Below are 16,773 nucleotides of genomic sequence, written 5' to 3' on the forward strand. Positions count from 1 at the left end.
TCCAAAATTGTAAATGCTAAATAAAGTCACTTTAGTAGTTGCAATCTTTGCGTGTAAATACATATCTCCCTTTTGGTGTGGCGACCAACGTCAATTTACGATCGGTTCTCCTATTGCCGAGCAACTAAGCAGTAGCCTCGAGGCCGTCGAGCCATTTCTGGAACATCACCGAGGTCGACTCCTCGAAACCCAGCGACTGGTAGAACGCATTGGCCTGTTCGTTCCCGCGGCGGACCAGAAGCTGGAGCTTCAGAATTCCAGCGGCGCGCAGCCAGTCCTCGGCGGCGGCCATGATGACGCGGCCATGGCCGCGCTTGCGGCCATCAGGATCGACCGCAACGTAATAGACCCAGCCGCGATGGCCATCATGGCCGACCATGACGGTCGCCACGATCGCGCCGCTGTCGCGTCCGACCAGGATGGTGGAATTGTCGCGCCGCCGCGCCAGCGCGATGTCGGCATGCGGATCGTTCCAGGCCCGCGTCAGGCCGCAGCGCTGCCACAGCGCGACCACCGGCGCGACATCAGCGTCGGTGATCGCGTCGATCTTGAGCGCACTCACAGCACTTTTCCCGGGTTCATGATTCCAAGCGGATCGAGCATCGCCTTGAGCTGTCGCATCAGCTCGATTGCGGTCTTGTCTTTCACATCAGGCAGCTCATCGCGCTTGAGCACGCCGATGCCGTGCTCGGCCGAGATCGAGCCGCCCATGCGCAGCACGATTTCGAACACCACCGCGTTCATCTCGTGCCAGCGCGCCAAATAATCCGCGGTGTCGGCGCCGATAGGCTGACTGACATTGTAGTGCAGATTGCCGTCGCCGAGATGGCCGAACGGCACCGGCCGCGCGCCGGGGATCAGTTTGACCACGGCGGCGTCGGCCTCGGCGATGAAGGCGGGGACAGTGGCGACCGGCACGGAGATGTCGTGCTTGATCGAGCCGCCCTCCGGCTTTTGCGCCGACGACATCTCGTCGCGCAGCTTCCAGAAGCCGGCGCGCTGGCTGAGATTGGCCGCGATCACGGCATCGTCGACGATCTCGTCCTCCATGGCGCGACCGAGGATCGTCTCCAGCGGCGTGCGGGCGTCGTCGCCGGGTGAGGACAATTCCATCAGCACGTACCAGGGATGCTTGGCTTCAAGCGGATCGCGCACGTCGATGCCGTGGCGGATCGAAAAGTCGACCGCCATCTCCGAGAGCAGCTCGAAGCTCGTCAGCGCGTTCGCGGCTTCGCTTTGCGCGATCGCCAGCAGCCTCAAGGCCGCGTCCGGCGATTTCAGCCCGACGAAGGCGGTCTCGACCGCCCGTGGCTTCGGAAACAGTTTCAGCGTCGCTGCCGTGATGATGCCGAGCGTGCCTTCCGCGCCGATGAAGAGATTGTGCAAATTGTACCCGGTGTTGTCTTTCTTCAGCTTCGACAGCGCGTTGAGCACGCGTCCGTCGGCGAGGACCACCTCGAGCCCCAGCGCCATCTCGCGCGCGACGCCATAGGCGAGCGCGGCCGTGCCGCCGGCATTGGTCGAAAGATTGCCGCCGATGGTGCAGCTCCCTTCGGCGCCCAGCGACAGCGGAAACAGCCGGTCCACGTCCGCGGCCTTCTGCTGCGCGATCTGCAGCACCACGCCGGCCTCGCAAGTCATGGTGTTGGAGGCGACGTCGACCTCGCGGATCTTGTCCAGCCGCCGCAGCGACACCACCACCTCGCCATTGTGCGGGGTCTGGCCGCCGACGAGGCCGGTGTTGCCGCCCTGCGGCACCACCGCGATTTTGTGCGCGGAGGCGAGCTTGCAGATCGCGGCGACTTCCGCGGTCGAGCCGGGGCGCAGCACCAGCGGCGAGCGGCCGTGGAACAGATTGCGCTCCTCGGTGACATAGGCCTCGATGTCCGCCGCATCGGTGATCGCATGCTTCTCGCCGACGATCTTGCGGAATTGTTCGATCAGCTCGGGCGCAAGCAGCGGGGTGGCGGATTGATTGACGTTCATGCTCGTGTCTCTTCTCAAGCTTCTTATCGGGCGACCGCAGCCCGGCGCAGCCGGTCATTGATCGCTTCGCCCAAATCGTCTTCGGGGATCGCCATCACCGCGATCGCTCGCAGCCCCCTCGCATCGAGGGCGCGAAGATAGCCGAACAGATTGGCGGCGGCTTCATCGAGATCACCGGCGGGCGACAAATTCATGACAGCGGCGGCGGCCTCTAAGCCGGGCAGGCGCGCGGGCCCGAACGCCAGCAGCGCTTCGTCCGGCGCAACGTCCTGCGCATTGAGCCGCACATTGGCGCGCGGCGCGTAATGCGAGGCCAGCATGCCCGGGGCGAGCGGCTGGCTGTCGTTGCTGTCGGCTTCCACGGGCGGCCGCGCCAGCGGCGCACCGAGCACGGCCTCGATCCGCTCGCGCGAGAGCCCGCCGGGCCGCAGCAGCATCGGCGCGTCGAAGCAGCCGACGATGGTCGATTCGACGCCGACCGTCACAGGCCCGCCGTCGACGATCAGGTCGATCCGCCCCGCAAGGTCGCTTTCGACATGGGCGGCCAGCGTCGGCGAGACGTGGCCGGAGATGTTGGCGGACGGCGCCACCACCGCCCCGCCAAAGGCGCGCAGGATCGCCTGCGCCACCGGATGGGCGGGGATGCGGATCGCGACCGTGTCGAGCCCGGCCGTAGCCAGCTCCGCCACCGGGCAGTTGTCCGCCTTCGGCACCACCAGCGTCAGCGGCCCCGGCCAGAACGCCTCCGCAAGGCTCACAGCGCACGCGTCGAATCGGCCGATCCGCCGCGCGGCCGCGAGGTCCGCGACATGCGCGATCAGCGGATTGAAGGCCGGCCGCCCCTTGGCGGCGTAAAGATGGGCGATCGCGCCAGCATTTCCGGCGTCCGCCCCGAGCCCGTAGACCGTCTCGGTCGGGAACGCGACCAGCCCGCCGGCGGCCAATGTCCGGGCGGCAGCTTCCGCGCCGGCCTCGCCGGCCGGTAAAATCAGCGTTTCAAGACCCGTTTTCACAGGGATAAAATTCCTCATGCCGGCCGCTTGCGGTGCGCCGAACCCACCGCTATAAGCCGCCTTCTTGTCGGAGTGTGGCTCAGCCCGGTAGAGCACTGCGTTCGGGACGCAGGGGTCGCAGGTTCGAATCCTGCCACTCCGACCATTCTTCCAAAAATTGACGTCTTCCAGAGGCTTGGCGGACCGGCCGCCGGCGCCTCGGGAGCGCCTTTCTGCAACGATTTTGGTGGCGGGTCCACGGCCGATTTGGCCGGGCAGAGGCGTGTGCCGCAGCGGCATGGCTTTTTTTTCGCCGGCATCCCTGATCCGGCGCTGTACGGTAGGTCCGAGAATTACCGTCTCGCCACGAGCGAGCCAGTCAGAAGCGCCGCCAGGCGCGGCTCCCACACTCCTCTGACGCTTCCGCAACTGCCTCGAAAGCCGCCAGAGCTCGTCAAACGCTCGCGCTCGGGACGATCGGTTGCCATCCGGTCAGACCGACGATTAGATGAACCTGCAGTTGATCGCAGCTTCAAGCAGCGCAATCGGCCAACAACAAGAAGCAGGGCTGGAAATCATGAATAAGAAAATCATCGCGCTCGTTGCAGCTCTCGGCTTCGTTGTTTCTGGGCCAGCATGGGCCGCGTGGCCGGAAGACAAGCCGATCGAAGTCGTCGTCGGCTTTGCGCCCGGCGGCGGTACCGATGTCATGGCTCGCAAACTTCTGCCCTTCGTCGAGCGCGCGCTCGGCGGCAAGGCGAAGTTTGTCGTCCTGAACAAGCCTGGCGCCGGTGGCGAGATCGCGTTTGCCTCGATCGCGCGCGCCGCGCCCGATGCCTATTCGATCGGCGTCGTCAACGTGCCGGGCTACAACTTTCTGCCGATGACACGCAAAACCCAATACACCACGGATGAAATCCGGTTGGTCGCACGGATCGTTGAAGATCCGAACGTCATGGTGGTTCCCGCGGACAGCAGATTCAAGAATCTGCCGGATGTCATCGCCGCACTTCGCAGCAAGCCCGGCTCGGTGACATTTGGTCACAACGGTGTCGGCACGAATGGTCATCTGGCCATTCGCATGCTGGCGGCAGCCGCGAAGGTCGAGCCCAACGAAATCTCTTACAGAGGAACGGCCGCGCAGCGGACCGATCTGTTGGGCGGGCATCTGGAAGTCGGGATGGTCACGCTCAGCGAGATTCCCGAATTGCATGGTACCAACAAGGGGCCACTTCGCGTCATCGCGATCCTGTCCAAGAAGCGCTTTCCGGTGCTGCCCGACGTTCCGACAGCGGAGGAAGTGGGCTTTCCAGTCACGACGACGGCAGAACGCGGCTTCGCGGTCCCGAAGGGCGTTCCGGACGACATCGTCAAGAAGCTGGAAGCCGGAATTGCCGAAGGTTTGCGCAATCCCGAGTACTTGACGAATTCGCCCGGCGACGAGCCGGTGATCGCTTTCCTGACGGGCGCTGAGTGGCAGAAACGCCTCGACGACATGTCCGAGGCGTTGCGTCCTTATGCTGAAGACATGCGCGCAAACGAGCAGAAGTAATCAGTCGTGCCGTAGCCGGCGGTTGTCGCGAGACTACCGCCTCGCCACCAGCACACCGAGCATGAACGCCACGACCAGCGACGGCAACGGGGCTTCGCGCACCATGCCGCGAACGATCTCCGGCCAGTGCTGATCCGGGGCGAGTCTCGGCGATCGCAAATCACCGGTCGGCTCGATACCCCAATTCGACGCGAGTTCGGCGATCTCGCTCGAGGCCAGTCGCACGCCGTCGCGGACGCGGAAGATCGCGGCGTCCGCTCGCTCGCGCGGCGCAAGCAGCATCATCGTGGTGATGGCCGTGCGCAACGTCATCTCGCCGTAGCCTTGCAGCCTCACCGATTCCTCGGGGTCGGACGTCATGCGAAAACCCTCACAGCGCCAAATCCTTCAAAGCGCAAAGTGGCGCGCGATGGTGAATGCCGCCGTCGCGCACAGGACCAGCGTGGATACCGCGCCGGCCACGCCGCGCGCGAGATGGGCTCGCGTCAGGTGCCTGGTCATGATTTTGCTCCATGCTCCCAGGAAAATGGCGGTGCGCGGGGTTGGTTCCTCACGCGACGAGCGAATCGCCGGTCCGTAGGATGGGTAGAGACCTTGCGAAACCCATCGCCTTTGCGCCCCTCGCGAGCCGCGATGGGTTTCGCTATCGCTCTACCCATCCTACGCACCTCGAATCGGCGAGGCGTAACTACTTTCGCAGCAGCTCGCTCAGCGCCGCCGTCGCCTCGGCGCAGCGAATGTCGTCGATCTCGCGCGACAGGTTGAGCGCGTTCGATTTCAGGTCTTCGACCTTCCAGCTGTCTGGATGCTGGCTTTCGAGCTGACCGAGACGCTTGTTGAGGTCGTCCAGTCTGGATTGGAGGTGCCCGATGTTGGCAACCCCATTCACTTTCCAAACGCGTTGTGCACGCATCGTCGTTCCCTTGGCAGTTCCTGGCTTGTCACGGCCTTGTGAGAGCGGTTCGTGGCCGGAATGGGAGTTTGTTTTGTCCGGCTTCAGACGGCGGGGAACCGTTGCAGATTGGCAACGCAAGCGCCTCGCATTAGGCTCCCGCGCGGTCTCTACGGGCCAGAGAGGCACGGAATTTGATTGTGCGCCATCGACAAGCGAATGAAGGGCAGACGCGTGGCAAGATTTGTGAACGTCGCGGCCGGCCAGCTTGGCCCGATCGCGAGGCGTGAGACGAGAACCGAGGTCGTGGCGCGGCTGATGGCGTTGATGCGCCAGGCGAAGGCCAACGGCTGCGACCTGATCGTCTATCCCGAGCTCGCGCTGACCACGTTCTTTCCGCGCTGGTACTTTGACGATCAGGCCGAGATCGACAGCTTTTTCGAGCGCGAGATGCCAGGACCGGAGACGCGGGCGCTGTTCGATCTCGCCCGCGAGATCGGTATCGGATTTTACCTTGGCTACGCCGAGCTGACGGTCGAGGCCGGAATTGTCAGGCGCTACAACGCTTCCATTCTGGTCGATAGAAGCGGCGCGATCGTCGCCAGATATCGTAAGGTCCATTTGCCCGGCCATGCCGAGCATGAGCCGTGGCGCAAATTCCAGCATCTGGAGAAGCGCTATTTCGAGCCCGGCGAAGGCTTCGGCGTGACCGAGGCTTTTGGCGGCGTGATGGGGATGGCGATCTGCAATGATCGTCGCTGGAGCGAGACCTACCGGGTGATGGGCCTGCAGGGCGTCGAGATGGTGATGATCGGCTACAACACGCCGGTGCACAATCCGCCCGCGCCCGAGCATGACGATCTCTCGCTGTTCCACAATCACCTCGTGATGCAGGCCGGCGCCTACCAGAACGGCACCTTCGTGGTCGGCGTCGCCAAGGCCGGTATCGAGGAGGGCGTCGACCACATCGGCGGCAGCTGCATCATCGCGCCCTCGGGCGAGATCATCGCGCGATGCACGACCAAGGGCGACGAGATCGCGCTCGCCCGCTGCGATCTCGATCTCTGCAATTCCTACAAGCGCACCACGTTCAATTTCGATGTTCACCGCCAGCCGCAGGCTTATGGGATGATTGTCGAGCGTAAGGGGGTGACGAGGATGGCGGACGGATCGGCGGTGCGGAAGGGGTGAGGCGTAGCCCGTCGGGCAAAACACCGGTAGACCTGTCAATCCCTACGGGTAAAAATATTCCGCTTTACCGAATTTCGGAAATGACGTATGTGTCGCTCATCCCGGCTCATCCTTGAGGGGCGATCGTACGTCGTCACGATATGGGAGCCGGGTTGCGGTGGACGCGGCAGCGTCGTGCGCGAGAGGCGCGGGCAGGGCGGGTAGTCCCTGTGAGCCCGTGGCCGCGTGCGGACGAGCGGCGCTGATGCGTGCGGCAAAACCGTGTGGTCTTGGCCGTCGTTGCTACGGTCAAGCCTTTTGCGGAGATGCGCGCGAGCCCAACCGGGCGGACGGCATCGTCAATTCGCGAGGCGAGGGAGGCCAGAAGGAAAGTTCGGCTCCCGGGAGAGCACGGCATAAGCCGTCCGACCATCGCGCAGGGAAGGCCGAGTGATCGGCGACACCTGTATGCTGCTGTGCGGTTTTCCTGCGTGTGCTTTTCGCGCAGCGGACCGCGGGTGCCAGTCGGCACCCGGCCTTCCCTGCGCCCTCTTGGATCAAGAGGGCGGCAAGAGAGTAGCGACCAGGCAAAGCTCGGGCGAAATCCGCCGCGAGGATAAGAAGGTGTATCTGCGGGGCCGTAGGATGGGTAGAGCCCTTGCGAAACCCATCATGCTCCGGTGCGGACGAGAGCGCGATGGGTTTCGCTTTCGCTCTACCCATCCTACGAGTGCGCCGCGCTCGCAAAAGACGATCTCGAGAGAGCGTGCAGCACGGCTCTCTCCCGTGCCCCGGACGCAGCGCAGGGCTCCTTCAGCGGTGCGCTGCAGAGCCGGGGCCCATGTCGCCGCATTGTACCGTGTCGCCTTCTAGGTCCCGGCTCTGCGCAGCAACGCTAAAGAGCGTTGCAGCGCGTCCGGGACACGAGCCTTGGCCACCCATGTTTCAGCCGCATCCACCCCATCACGACCAAGTGTCTTTATTCGGAAACAATCATTCCCTATTATCCCGCAATGCAAAAAGCCGCCCGCAAATCCCAGCCAATTGCCCGTCCGCCCGGACGTCCCCGGGAATTCGACATGGACACTGCGCTCGACAGGGCCGTCCGCGTGTTCTCCGAGCGCGGTTATCATGCCACCTCGATCGGCGATCTCACCGCGGCGATGCGGCTGGCGACCGGCAGCGTCTACAAGGCGTTTCGCGACAAGCATGCGGTGTTTCTCGCCGCCTTCGAGCGCTACGTCGCGTTGCGCCAGGAGGAGACGCGCAGTGCCGCAGCGCAAGGCGCCAATGGCCGCGAGCGGCTGCGCAACCTGCTGCTCTCCTATGTGGAGCATTCCCAGGGCAGCGAGGGGCGGCGCGGCTGCCTCGTGGTCGGCAGTGCGGTCGAATTGTCCGCGGTCGATCCGGTGGTCGCCGCCCTCGTCAGCGCGCGGCTCGAGACCAACGAAGGCTTCATCGCCGGCCTCATTCGCGAGGGGCAGGCCGACGGCTCGATTCCCCGCCATGTCGCCGCCGACGACACCGCGCGTCTGATGATCTGTATCACGCAGGGTCTGCGCGTCGTCGGCAAGGCGCGCCTGTCGCTCGACGGCAAGCGCCTGGTTGCCGTCGCGATGAAGCTACTCGCCTGAATTATTTGTCATATTAGGAAACAAGCGTTTCCTATGTCTGGAGACCGTGTGAATGACGATGAATGCCACGATCGAGACCGCGCCGGATCCGGCTGCGGTGTCGCAGCGACTGACCTTCGTGCTTGCCGCGGCCTGCGGCATGGTCGCCGCCAACATCTATTACGCCCAGCCGCTGATCGCGCCGATCAGCGCCGCGCTCGGCCTGTCGCATGAAGCGGCGGGGCTGATCGTCACCATGACGCAGATCGGTTACGGCGTGGGGCTTCTCTTCATCGTGCCGCTCGGCGACCTCGTCGAGAACCGCGCTTTGATCTGCTCCGTCATCATGCTCGGCGCGGCGGCCCTGCTCGCAGCAGGGTTCGCATCCCATGCGCTGCCGTTCCTGATCGCCGCGCTGTTCATCGGGCTCGGCTCGGTCGCGGTGCAGATCATCATGCCCTATGCGGCGCATCTTGCGCCGGCAGCCATCCGCGGCCGCGTCGTCGGCAACGTCTCGACCGGCCTGATGCTGGGCATCATGCTGGCGCGGCCGGTGTCGAGCTTCGTCACGGCAGTGCTGTCGTGGCACGCGGTGTTCTTCTGTTCGGCCGCGCTGATGATCGTGCTCGCAGCCGTGCTCTGGATGACGCTGCCGAAGCGCAAGCCGGTCGCGCGCATGCATTATGGCGAGTTGCTGCTGTCGATGCCGGATCTGGTGCGGACCACGCCGCTGCTGCGGCGTCGCGCGCTCTACCAGGCCAGCCTGTTCGGCGCCTTCAGCCTGTTCTGGACGGTGACGCCGCTGCTGCTCGCCAGCGAGTTCGGCTTCACCCAGCGCGGCATCGCGCTGTTCGCGCTCGCCGGTGTCGCCGGCGTGTTCGCGGCTCCGATCGCGGGGCGGCTCGCCGATCGCGGCCATAGCCGCGTCGCGACCCTGGTCGCGATGCTCCTGGTTGCCGGGGGCTTCCTGATCACGCATATCGGCGCGGCCGGTTCGATGCTCAATCTGGCCTGCCTGGTCGTTGCCGCCATCGCGATCGATTTCGGCGTGCAGGGCAATCTGGTGCTGGGCTTCCGCGCCATCTTCGCGCTGGGGCATGAGCACCGCAGCCGCCTCAACGGCCTGTACATGGCGACGTTCTTCAGCGCCGCTGCCGCAGGCTCGGCGGTCGGCGCCTGGGCCTTCGCGCAGGGCGGCTGGATGCTGGCATCGACCATCGGCCTCGCGCTGCCGGTGGCGGGGCTGCTCTATGCCGCCATCGAGTAGTGGCCGCAAATTGTGCGCTGCGGCCCGTTTACCAAGCCGGCCCGGATGCAATTTCCATCTCGCGATTTCGCTGCTTCTGTAGTACTTTGGTCGCAAGCGGGCCTGGTTAACGGGCGGCAGGGGGAGGCTGATGAGGCGTGCGGGACTGTTTGGCGTACCGCGGGTACGGCCATGGTCGTGGCAGGCGTTTCTGCTCGGATTTGTCGTTGTCGCGATGTCGGCGGCGCTTCAGGGCATCTGTGTCGCGCTCGGCGCAAAACTCTATTTCGCGGCGTTCCTGCCCGGCCTGTTCGTGCTCGGAATTGTCGCGGGCACGCCGGCGGCGGCGTTTGCCGCGCTGCTCGCCGTCCCGCTGGTGTGGTGGGCGTTCATGCAGCCTGTCTTCGAGTTCAATTCGCTGACCAGCGCGCATACCGATTCCATCAACCAGTTCTGCCTGCTCGCCGTGCTGCTGATCGGCCTCGCCGATCTCTGCCGCGACACGATGGCGATGATCAGCCGCGGCGGGTTGAAGCGGCGGAGCGAGAGCGCGGCAACGAATTCGCAATAAATCGGCCTCGCGCGGCCGCGCGCGTTGCGCGCGCGCAACAGTCCGTCAACCATCCGCGCGCTTGCCGCGCCGCGCTAACTTTTCGAAAAAGATTTGGCCGCAATTTCTTCCCCGGAACTGACGAGGGAGTTTTCGGACATGAACGGCCAAACCAGTGGTCACGCGATCTTGGAGAACGTGCGCCGCTATCGCGGTATCGCATCGCTCTACCGCCAGACCGCTGCATTCCGCCCGGGCCAGAGCTGGTCGCTGCTCGAGCAGGCGAGGGATTGGGAAGCACGGGCGCTGTTGGAGCTGGAAGCCTATTTCGCCGCGCGCATGGATCACACTGCGCCGCTCGCGGCCTGATTGGCGATGGGGCCGCCCGGCAAGGGCCCGTGGCGACTACGGAGTTATCTCGGTGCCCGCATGTGCTAGCAACGCCGGGACCGAGACATCCCAATTCGGCCGGGGCAAGCGATGACCACCTTCAACCGCATCTTCACGACGGAGCGTCTGCTCCAGATCATCATCATTCTGGCGGCAACGGTCGCGATGAAGCTGATGGGCTGACGGCCTCCCGCCTATCGCGCGCCGAGTTCGGGCACGTCGGGCAGATAGTTCGACCCCTCCGACCCCAGAAAATCGAACATTGCCTGCGCCGGCGGCAGCAGCACCTTGTCGCTGCGGCGGATCACGTACCATTGCCGCACGATCGGCAGACCTGCGACATCGAGCACGATGAGCCGACCCTCGGTGAGCTCGTGGGCTACGGTGTGGGCCGAGATGAAGGCGATGCCGAGGCCTGCGATCACGGCCTGCTTGATGGTCTCGTTGCTGCTCATCTCCATGCCGATGATCGGCTCGAGATCCGACTTCTGGAACATGCCCTCCATCAGCGTCCGCGTGCCCGATCCCGGCTCGCGGGTGAGGAAGGTCTCGTGCACGAGGTCGGTCAGGCTGAGGCCGGAATCCTTCTCCAGCCAGTGCCCCTTGCGGGCGACGATGATGTGCGGATTGCGCCCGAGCTGGCGGACGTCAACGCTGACGTCGGCCGGTGGCCGACCCATCACCGCGAAGTCGAGGTCGTAGCCGTGCATGGCCTCGCGGATCTCCTCGCGATTGCCGATGGTGAGCTTGATCTCGATCTTCGGATGCCGCTTCGAGAATGCCGCGATCGCGTGCGGCACGAAATATTTCGCGGTCGAGACCGCGCCGAGATGCACCGTGCCGCCGGTTCGCCCGGCAAGCAGGTCGAGGGCGCCCTGGCAGTCGGCGATTGCGGCCTCGACGCGCTCGGCGAGCGCAAGCACCTCCTTGCCGGCCCCGGTCAGCAGCATGCCGTCGCCGGTTCGCTGCACCAGCGGCAGGCCTGCGAGATCCTGAAGCTGGCGCAGCTGCTGGGTGACGGCCGGCTGCGTCAGCCCGAGCTGGCTCGAGGCTGCCGTCACGCTGCCCTTGGCCGAAAGCGCCGCCAGCGAACGGAGCTGCCGGATCGTGAGATGCCGAAGCTGCGCCGCCGGGTGGCCGGGTCCATTATAAGATAATTCTTTGGCACTCATTATGAATAGAAATTTTCCTTATTAAGCCACGCCTGTCAATCTCATCGTTGTTGGGACTGACCGCACCGACCTCCAACAGGGAGGGAACTGGACGCGGCGCCAGCGAAGGGGATGGACGCAGATGACCGGGCAACTCAGGCTGGACGACCACCTTCAACGGTACTCCGAGACCGCACCCCATGCGCTGGCCGTGGCCGCCGCAGTCGATGCCATTGCCGCGGCCGCGATCGAGATCACCGATCTGATCGCCACCGGAGACCTCGCTGACGCATCGGGGCTGACCACCGGCCGCAACAGCGACGGCGATCTCCAGCGCGATCTCGACGTCCAGGCCGACGCCATCCTGCGCCGCTGCCTCGACAAGCTGCCGGTCGCGGCGCTGGCCTCGGAAGAGATGCGCGAGCCGCAGATCGGCGATCGCGCGGCCAAGATCTGCGTCGCGATCGATCCGCTCGACGGCTCCTCCAACATCGACATCAACATGACCGTCGGCACGATCTTCTCGATCCTGCCCGCGCCTGATGATCTCGCGCTCGCCTTCCATCAACGCGGCTCTGCGCAACTCGCGGCGGGGTTCGTCACCTATGGTCCGCAAACCTCGCTGGTGCTGACGCTCGGCGACGGCGTCGATATCTTCACGCTCGACCGCAAGGCGGGCTGCTTCCGCCTGGCGCGCAGCGCCGTGCAAATCTCCGAGACGTGCGAGGAGTTCGCGATCAACGCCTCGAACCGCCGCCATTGGGAACAGCCCGTCCGTGCCTTCGTCGACGAATGTCTCGCCGGTGTCGAGGGGCCCGCCAACCACAATTTCAACATGCGCTGGATTGGATCGCTGGTTGCCGAGGCCTATCGCATCCTCACCCGCGGCGGCGTGTTCCTCTATCCCTCCGATGCACGGCCCGGCTATGGCGACGGCCGCCTGCGCCTCACCTACGAGGCGCACCCGATGGCCATGATCATCGAGCAGGCCGGCGGCTCCGCTTCGACCGGGCGCGAGCGCATCCTCGACCTGTCAGCGCAGAGCCTGCACCAGCGCGTGCCGCTGATCATGGGCTCGAGCAACGAGGTGCGGCGCGTCGAGGAACTGCATTGCGATCCGCTGCTGGTCGCCAGCGTCTCCGCGCCGCTGTTCGCGCGGCGCGGCTTCTTCCGGCAGTGAGCGAGGCGACCCATGTCCAGGAAGCATCCGATCATCTCCATCACCGGCTCCTCCGGCGCCGGCACCACCTCGGTCAAGAAGACCTTTGAGCAGATATTCTTCCGCGAGAAGGTCAACGCGGCCTACATCGAAGGCGACGCCTTCCATCGCTACGATCGCGCGGAAATGCGCACGCAGATGGCAAAGGAGGCCGATCGCGGCAACAGGCATTTCAGTCATTTCAGCCCCGAGACCAATCTGTTCGAGGAGCTGGAGCGGGCGTTCCGCGACTATGGCGAGACGGGCACGGCGACGACGCGGCACTATGTCCACGACGCCGAGGAAGCCGCGCTGCATGGAGCGGCACCCGGCACCTTCACCGAATGGGAACGGCTGCCGGAGAGCTCCGACCTGTTGTTCTACGAGGGCCTCCACGGCGCCGTGGTCACGGACAAGGTCAATGTCGCCCGTTATGCCGACCTGAAGATCGGCGTCGTGCCCGTCATCAATCTCGAATGGATCCAGAAGCTGCACCGCGACCGCAGCGCGCGCGGCTATTCGACCGAGGCCGTCACCGACACCGTCCTGCGGCGGATGCCCGACTACATCCACTACATCTGCCCGCAGTTTTCCGAGACCGACATTAACTTCCAGCGCGTGCCGACGGTGGACACGTCCAATCCGTTCATCGCGCGCTGGATTCCGACGCCGGACGAATCGATGGTCGTGATCCGCTTCAAGAACCCGCGCGGCATCGATTTTCCGTATCTGCTCTCGATGCTGCCGCACAGCTGGATGTCGCGCGCCAATTCCATCGTATGTCCCGGCGCGAAGCTCGACCTCGCGATGCAGCTGATCCTGACGCCGCTGATCATGCAGCTGATCGAGCGCAAGCGAAACCTGAAGTGAGCAAGGGGAGGATCCGATGAACATCTCCGTCCACGCCAAAGCCGACCTCACCGCGGTCACGCATGGCGATCTCGCCAACGCGGTTCGCTTCCTCGCGGTCGATGCCATCGAGTCCTCGCAGTCCGGCCATCCCGGCCTGCCCATGGGCATGGCCGACGTCGCGACCGTGCTGTTCTCGCGCTTCCTGAAGTTCGACTCGGCGCATCCGAACTGGCCGGATCGCGACCGCTTCGTGCTGTCGGCGGGCCATGGCTCGATGCTGCTCTATGCACTGCTGCACCTGACCGGCGGAGCCGTCAGCCTCGACGACATCAAGGCGTTCAGGCAATGGGGCTCCAAGACGCCGGGGCATCCGGAATACGGCCACACGCCCGGTGTCGAGATGACGACCGGTCCGCTCGGGCAAGGGATTGCGACGGCCGTCGGCATGGCACTCGCGGAGCGGATGGCCAATGCGCGGCATGGCGAGGGCCTCGTCGATCACTTCACTTATGTGATCGCCGGCGACGGCTGCCTGATGGAAGGCATCAGCCAGGAGGCGATCTCCCTCGCCGGCCATCTCGGGCTCGGCCGCCTGATCGTGCTGTTCGACGACAACGGAATCTCCATTGACGGGCCCACGTCGCTTGCGACCTCGGACGACCACCTCGCACGCTTTGCCGCCTCCGGCTGGTCGGCGCGCCGGGTCGACGGGCACGATCCCGAAGCAGTTGCGCAGGCGATCGCGGAAGAGCGTGACACCGCAAAGCCGTCGCTGATCGCCTGCCGCACCATCATCGGTTATGGCGCGCCGGATCGGCAGGGTACCGAGAAGGCGCATGGCGCGCCGCTCGGCACCGAGCAGACCGCGGCGGCGCGGCGGACGCTTGGCTGGGACTATCAGCCCTTCGTGGTGCCGATTCCCGTCGCGAAGGCATGGCGGACAATCGGGCAGCGCGGACAGGTCGCACGTCTCGCCTGGCTCGACCGCTACGAAGGCGCGACGCCCGAGCAGCGCGATCTGTTCGTCGAGCGCAAGGCTGTTGCGCTGCCGGGCGCCTATGCACTCGCTGCGGCGAAACTGCGCGAGCGCTTCACCAGCGAGCGGCCGAAGCTGGCGACGCGGCAGGCCTCGCAGCAGGTGCTCGACGGCATTGCCGGGACGATCCCCGGCCTGGTGGGCGGCTCGGCGGACCTCACTCATTCGAATCTGACCCACGCCAAGGCGCAAGTCCCGGTCACGCGCGACGCGTTCACCGGCAACTACATCCACTATGGCATCCGCGAGCACGGCATGGCGGCTGCGATGAACGGCCTGGCACTGCACGGCGGCTTCATTCCCTACGGCGGCACCTTCCTGGCCTTCTCCGACTACAGCCGGCCCGCAATCCGCCTTGCGGCCTTGATGCGGTTGCGCGTCATCCATGTGATGACCCATGACTCCATCGGGCTCGGCGAGGACGGGCCGACGCATCAACCGGTCGAGCATCTCGCGGCGCTGCGGGTGATTCCAAATCTGCTCGTGTTCCGCCCGGCGGACGCGGTAGAGACACTGGAGGCCTGGGATTGCGCGCTTGATGCGGAGGATCGTCCTTCCGTGCTCTGCCTGTCGCGCCAGGCGCTCCCGACATTCCGCAGTGATACAGGCGCAAGGAATCACGTGGCGCGAGGCGCGTATCTCGTGGTCACGCCGGACGGCGGCCGCGACGTGACGCTGATCGCAACTGGCTCCGAGGTTTCCATCGCGCTGGAAGCCGCGCGCCTGCTCGCGGCCGAGCACATCAGCGCCGCCGTGGTCTCCGCGCCGTGCTTCGCGCTGTTCGAGGAGCAGCCGGACGACTATCGCGCCGCCGTTCTCGGCACCGCGCCACGGGTTGGCATCGAGGCGGCAGTCGTCGGCGATTGGCATCGCTGGATCGGCACTGAGGGCGAGTTCGTCGGCATGCGTGGCTTCGGCGCCTCGGCGCCGGCACCGGTGCTCTACCGCGAATTCGGCATCACGCCGCAAAGCATTGCGGAAGCCGCCCGACGGGCGATCGCCCGCGCTCGCAAGCAATAGCAGGAGAATCATCGTGGCCCGTATCACCCTTCGCCAACTGCTCGATCACGCCGCGACGCACGGATACGCGGTGCCGGCGTTCAATATCAACAACATGGAGCAGGGCATCGCGATCATGCAGGCGGCAGCCGAGGTCGATGCGCCCGTCATCATCCAGGCCTCGCGCGGTGCGCGCAGCTATGCCGGCGACTTCATGCTCTCGCACATGATCGACGCGCTGGAGCGGACCTATCCCGACATCCCGCTCTGCATGCACCAGGACCACGGCAATGACGAAGCGACCTGCGCGTCCGCGATCGCGCACGGCTTCACCTCAGTGATGATGGACGGCTCGCTCAAGGCCGATGCCAAGACGGCGGCCGACTACGACTACAACGTCGCGATCACCCGTCGTGTCGTCGATCTCGCGCATTGGGTCGGCGCCTCCGTCGAAGGCGAGCTCGGTGTGCTCGGCTCGCTCGAGCATGGCGGCGGAGAACAGGAGGACGGCCACGGCGTCGAGGGCAAGGTCAGCCACGACCAGTTGTTGACGGATCCCGACCAGGCGGTCGATTTCGTCCGCGCTACCAAGGTCGATGCGCTCGCCATCGCGATGGGCACCTCGCACGGCGCCTATAAGTTCAGCCGCAAGCCCGATGGTGACATCCTGGCGATGCGGGTGGTCGAGGAGATCCACCGCCGGCTGCCGAACACGCATCTAGTGATGCATGGCTCATCGTCGGTGCCGCAGCCGCTTCAGGACATGTTCAACCAGTTCGGCGGTGAGATGCCGCAAACCTGGGGCGTGCCGGTGGAAGAAATCGTTCGCGGCATCAAGAGCGGCGTCCGCAAGGTCAATATCGACACCGATTGCCGCCTCGCGATGACCGCGGCATTCCGAAAAGTGGCCGCGCAAACGCGCTCCGAGTTCGATCCGCGCAAATTCCTCAAGCCCGCGATGGACGCGATGCGCGATCTTTGCCGCGATCGGTTCGAGCAGTTCGGCACCGCGGGGCACGCCAGCAAAATCAAGGTCATTCCCTTGAGCGAGATGGCGCGGCGCTACCGAGCCGGCGAGCTCGATCCGCGCGCCCACGCCCGCGAGCCAGTCGCGGCCTAATCATTCAGAGAGAGAAGAGCAGGAGA

General features: G+C 65.2%; 16 protein-coding genes and 1 tRNA gene. 11 read left to right on the forward strand and 6 right to left on the reverse strand.

Annotation, left to right across the window (positions count from 1 at the left end; all coding sequences use genetic code 11):
- Window positions 1-124: 124 nt before the first annotated feature.
- Genes IVB31_RS22640 through IVB31_RS22650 form a run of 3 tightly spaced genes read right to left on the reverse strand, consistent with a single transcriptional unit; the run spans window position 125 to window position 3,017 of the window.
- A complete protein-coding gene (locus IVB31_RS22640; protein ID WP_247327758.1) occupies window positions 125-562 on the reverse strand; it encodes a GNAT family acetyltransferase in 438 nt (145 codons plus the stop codon).
- The gene (locus IVB31_RS22645; RefSeq protein WP_247327761.1) at window positions 559-1,986 is read right to left on the reverse strand and encodes an FAD-binding oxidoreductase; all 1,428 of its coding nucleotides are present in this window, start codon (window positions 1,984-1,986) and stop codon (window positions 559-561) included. The genes IVB31_RS22640 and IVB31_RS22645 overlap by 4 nt, the downstream gene beginning before the upstream one ends.
- 23 nt (window positions 1,987-2,009) lie before the next feature.
- Window positions 2,010-3,017 (reverse strand): L-threonylcarbamoyladenylate synthase, encoded by a 1,008-nt coding sequence (locus IVB31_RS22650; protein ID WP_247327763.1) that lies wholly within the window; start codon window positions 3,015-3,017, stop codon window positions 2,010-2,012.
- 50 nt (window positions 3,018-3,067) lie between these two features.
- On the opposite strand from IVB31_RS22650, the gene IVB31_RS22655 reads away from it, so the two are divergent.
- Together IVB31_RS22655 and IVB31_RS22660 are read left to right on the forward strand one after the other, a co-directional pair.
- Window positions 3,068-3,144, forward strand: a tRNA-Pro gene (locus IVB31_RS22655).
- Between the two features lie 342 nt (window positions 3,145-3,486).
- Window positions 3,487-4,530: a tripartite tricarboxylate transporter substrate binding protein gene (locus tag IVB31_RS22660; RefSeq protein WP_247327765.1), complete on the forward strand. Its 1,044-nt coding sequence runs from the start codon at window positions 3,487-3,489 to the stop codon at window positions 4,528-4,530.
- Between the two features lie 33 nt (window positions 4,531-4,563).
- On the opposite strand, the gene IVB31_RS22665 is transcribed toward IVB31_RS22660, so the two are convergent.
- Window positions 4,564-4,890 (reverse strand): hypothetical protein, encoded by a 327-nt coding sequence (locus tag IVB31_RS22665; protein WP_247327767.1) that lies wholly within the window; start codon window positions 4,888-4,890, stop codon window positions 4,564-4,566.
- A 328-nt stretch (window positions 4,891-5,218) separates the two neighbouring features.
- Entirely contained in the window at window positions 5,219-5,563 is a 345-nt protein-coding gene (locus tag IVB31_RS22670; protein ID WP_247327769.1) for a hypothetical protein, read from the reverse strand.
- Window positions 5,564-5,656: 93 nt separating this feature from the next.
- Between IVB31_RS22670 and IVB31_RS22675 the strand changes: the two genes are divergently transcribed.
- The 5 genes from IVB31_RS22675 to IVB31_RS22695 all read left to right on the forward strand — a co-directional run bounded on the left by IVB31_RS22675 (window position 5,657) and on the right by IVB31_RS22695 (window position 10,370).
- On the forward strand, window positions 5,657-6,613 hold the full coding sequence (locus IVB31_RS22675; RefSeq protein WP_247327770.1) for an N-carbamoyl-D-amino-acid hydrolase: 957 nt from the start codon (window positions 5,657-5,659) through the stop codon (window positions 6,611-6,613).
- A gap of 1,058 nt (window positions 6,614-7,671) precedes the next feature.
- The gene (locus IVB31_RS22680) at window positions 7,672-8,226 is read left to right on the forward strand and encodes a TetR/AcrR family transcriptional regulator (RefSeq protein ID WP_247327771.1); all 555 of its coding nucleotides are present in this window, start codon (window positions 7,672-7,674) and stop codon (window positions 8,224-8,226) included.
- A gap of 52 nt (window positions 8,227-8,278) precedes the next feature.
- Window positions 8,279-9,472, forward strand: coding sequence for an MFS transporter (locus tag IVB31_RS22685; protein WP_247327772.1), 1,194 nt, complete (start codon window positions 8,279-8,281; stop codon window positions 9,470-9,472).
- A gap of 130 nt (window positions 9,473-9,602) precedes the next feature.
- Complete coding sequence (locus IVB31_RS22690) at window positions 9,603-10,022, forward strand: DUF4118 domain-containing protein (RefSeq protein WP_247327773.1); 420 nt, start codon at window positions 9,603-9,605, stop codon at window positions 10,020-10,022.
- Between the two features lie 138 nt (window positions 10,023-10,160).
- Window positions 10,161-10,370, forward strand: a complete 210-nt coding sequence (locus tag IVB31_RS22695) for a hypothetical protein (RefSeq protein WP_247327775.1) — start codon at window positions 10,161-10,163, stop codon at window positions 10,368-10,370.
- 215 nt (window positions 10,371-10,585) lie between these two features.
- Here IVB31_RS22695 and IVB31_RS22700 read toward each other — a convergent pair whose 3' ends face one another.
- Window positions 10,586-11,563, reverse strand: coding sequence for a LysR family transcriptional regulator (locus IVB31_RS22700; protein WP_247327778.1), 978 nt, complete (start codon window positions 11,561-11,563; stop codon window positions 10,586-10,588).
- A gap of 121 nt (window positions 11,564-11,684) precedes the next feature.
- Here IVB31_RS22700 and IVB31_RS22705 point away from each other — a divergent pair, with 121 nt between their 5' ends.
- From IVB31_RS22705 to fba, 4 genes are read left to right on the forward strand one after another with little or no spacing between them, the layout of a single operon-like run.
- Complete coding sequence (locus IVB31_RS22705; RefSeq protein WP_247327782.1) at window positions 11,685-12,722, forward strand: class 1 fructose-bisphosphatase; 1,038 nt, start codon at window positions 11,685-11,687, stop codon at window positions 12,720-12,722.
- Window positions 12,723-12,734: 12 nt separating this feature from the next.
- Window positions 12,735-13,610, forward strand: coding sequence for a phosphoribulokinase (locus tag IVB31_RS22710; protein WP_247327785.1), 876 nt, complete (start codon window positions 12,735-12,737; stop codon window positions 13,608-13,610).
- A 16-nt stretch (window positions 13,611-13,626) separates the two neighbouring features.
- Window positions 13,627-15,648, forward strand: a complete 2,022-nt coding sequence (tkt, locus tag IVB31_RS22715) for a transketolase (RefSeq protein WP_247327787.1) — start codon at window positions 13,627-13,629, stop codon at window positions 15,646-15,648.
- Window positions 15,649-15,661: 13 nt separating this feature from the next.
- The gene (fba, locus tag IVB31_RS22720) at window positions 15,662-16,747 is read left to right on the forward strand and encodes a class II fructose-bisphosphate aldolase (protein ID WP_247327792.1); all 1,086 of its coding nucleotides are present in this window, start codon (window positions 15,662-15,664) and stop codon (window positions 16,745-16,747) included.
- Window positions 16,748-16,773 lie beyond the last annotated feature (26 nt).

It is taken from the genome of Bradyrhizobium sp. 21 (assembly GCF_023073335.1).
In the GTDB taxonomy this organism is placed as follows: domain Bacteria; phylum Pseudomonadota; class Alphaproteobacteria; order Rhizobiales; family Xanthobacteraceae; genus Bradyrhizobium.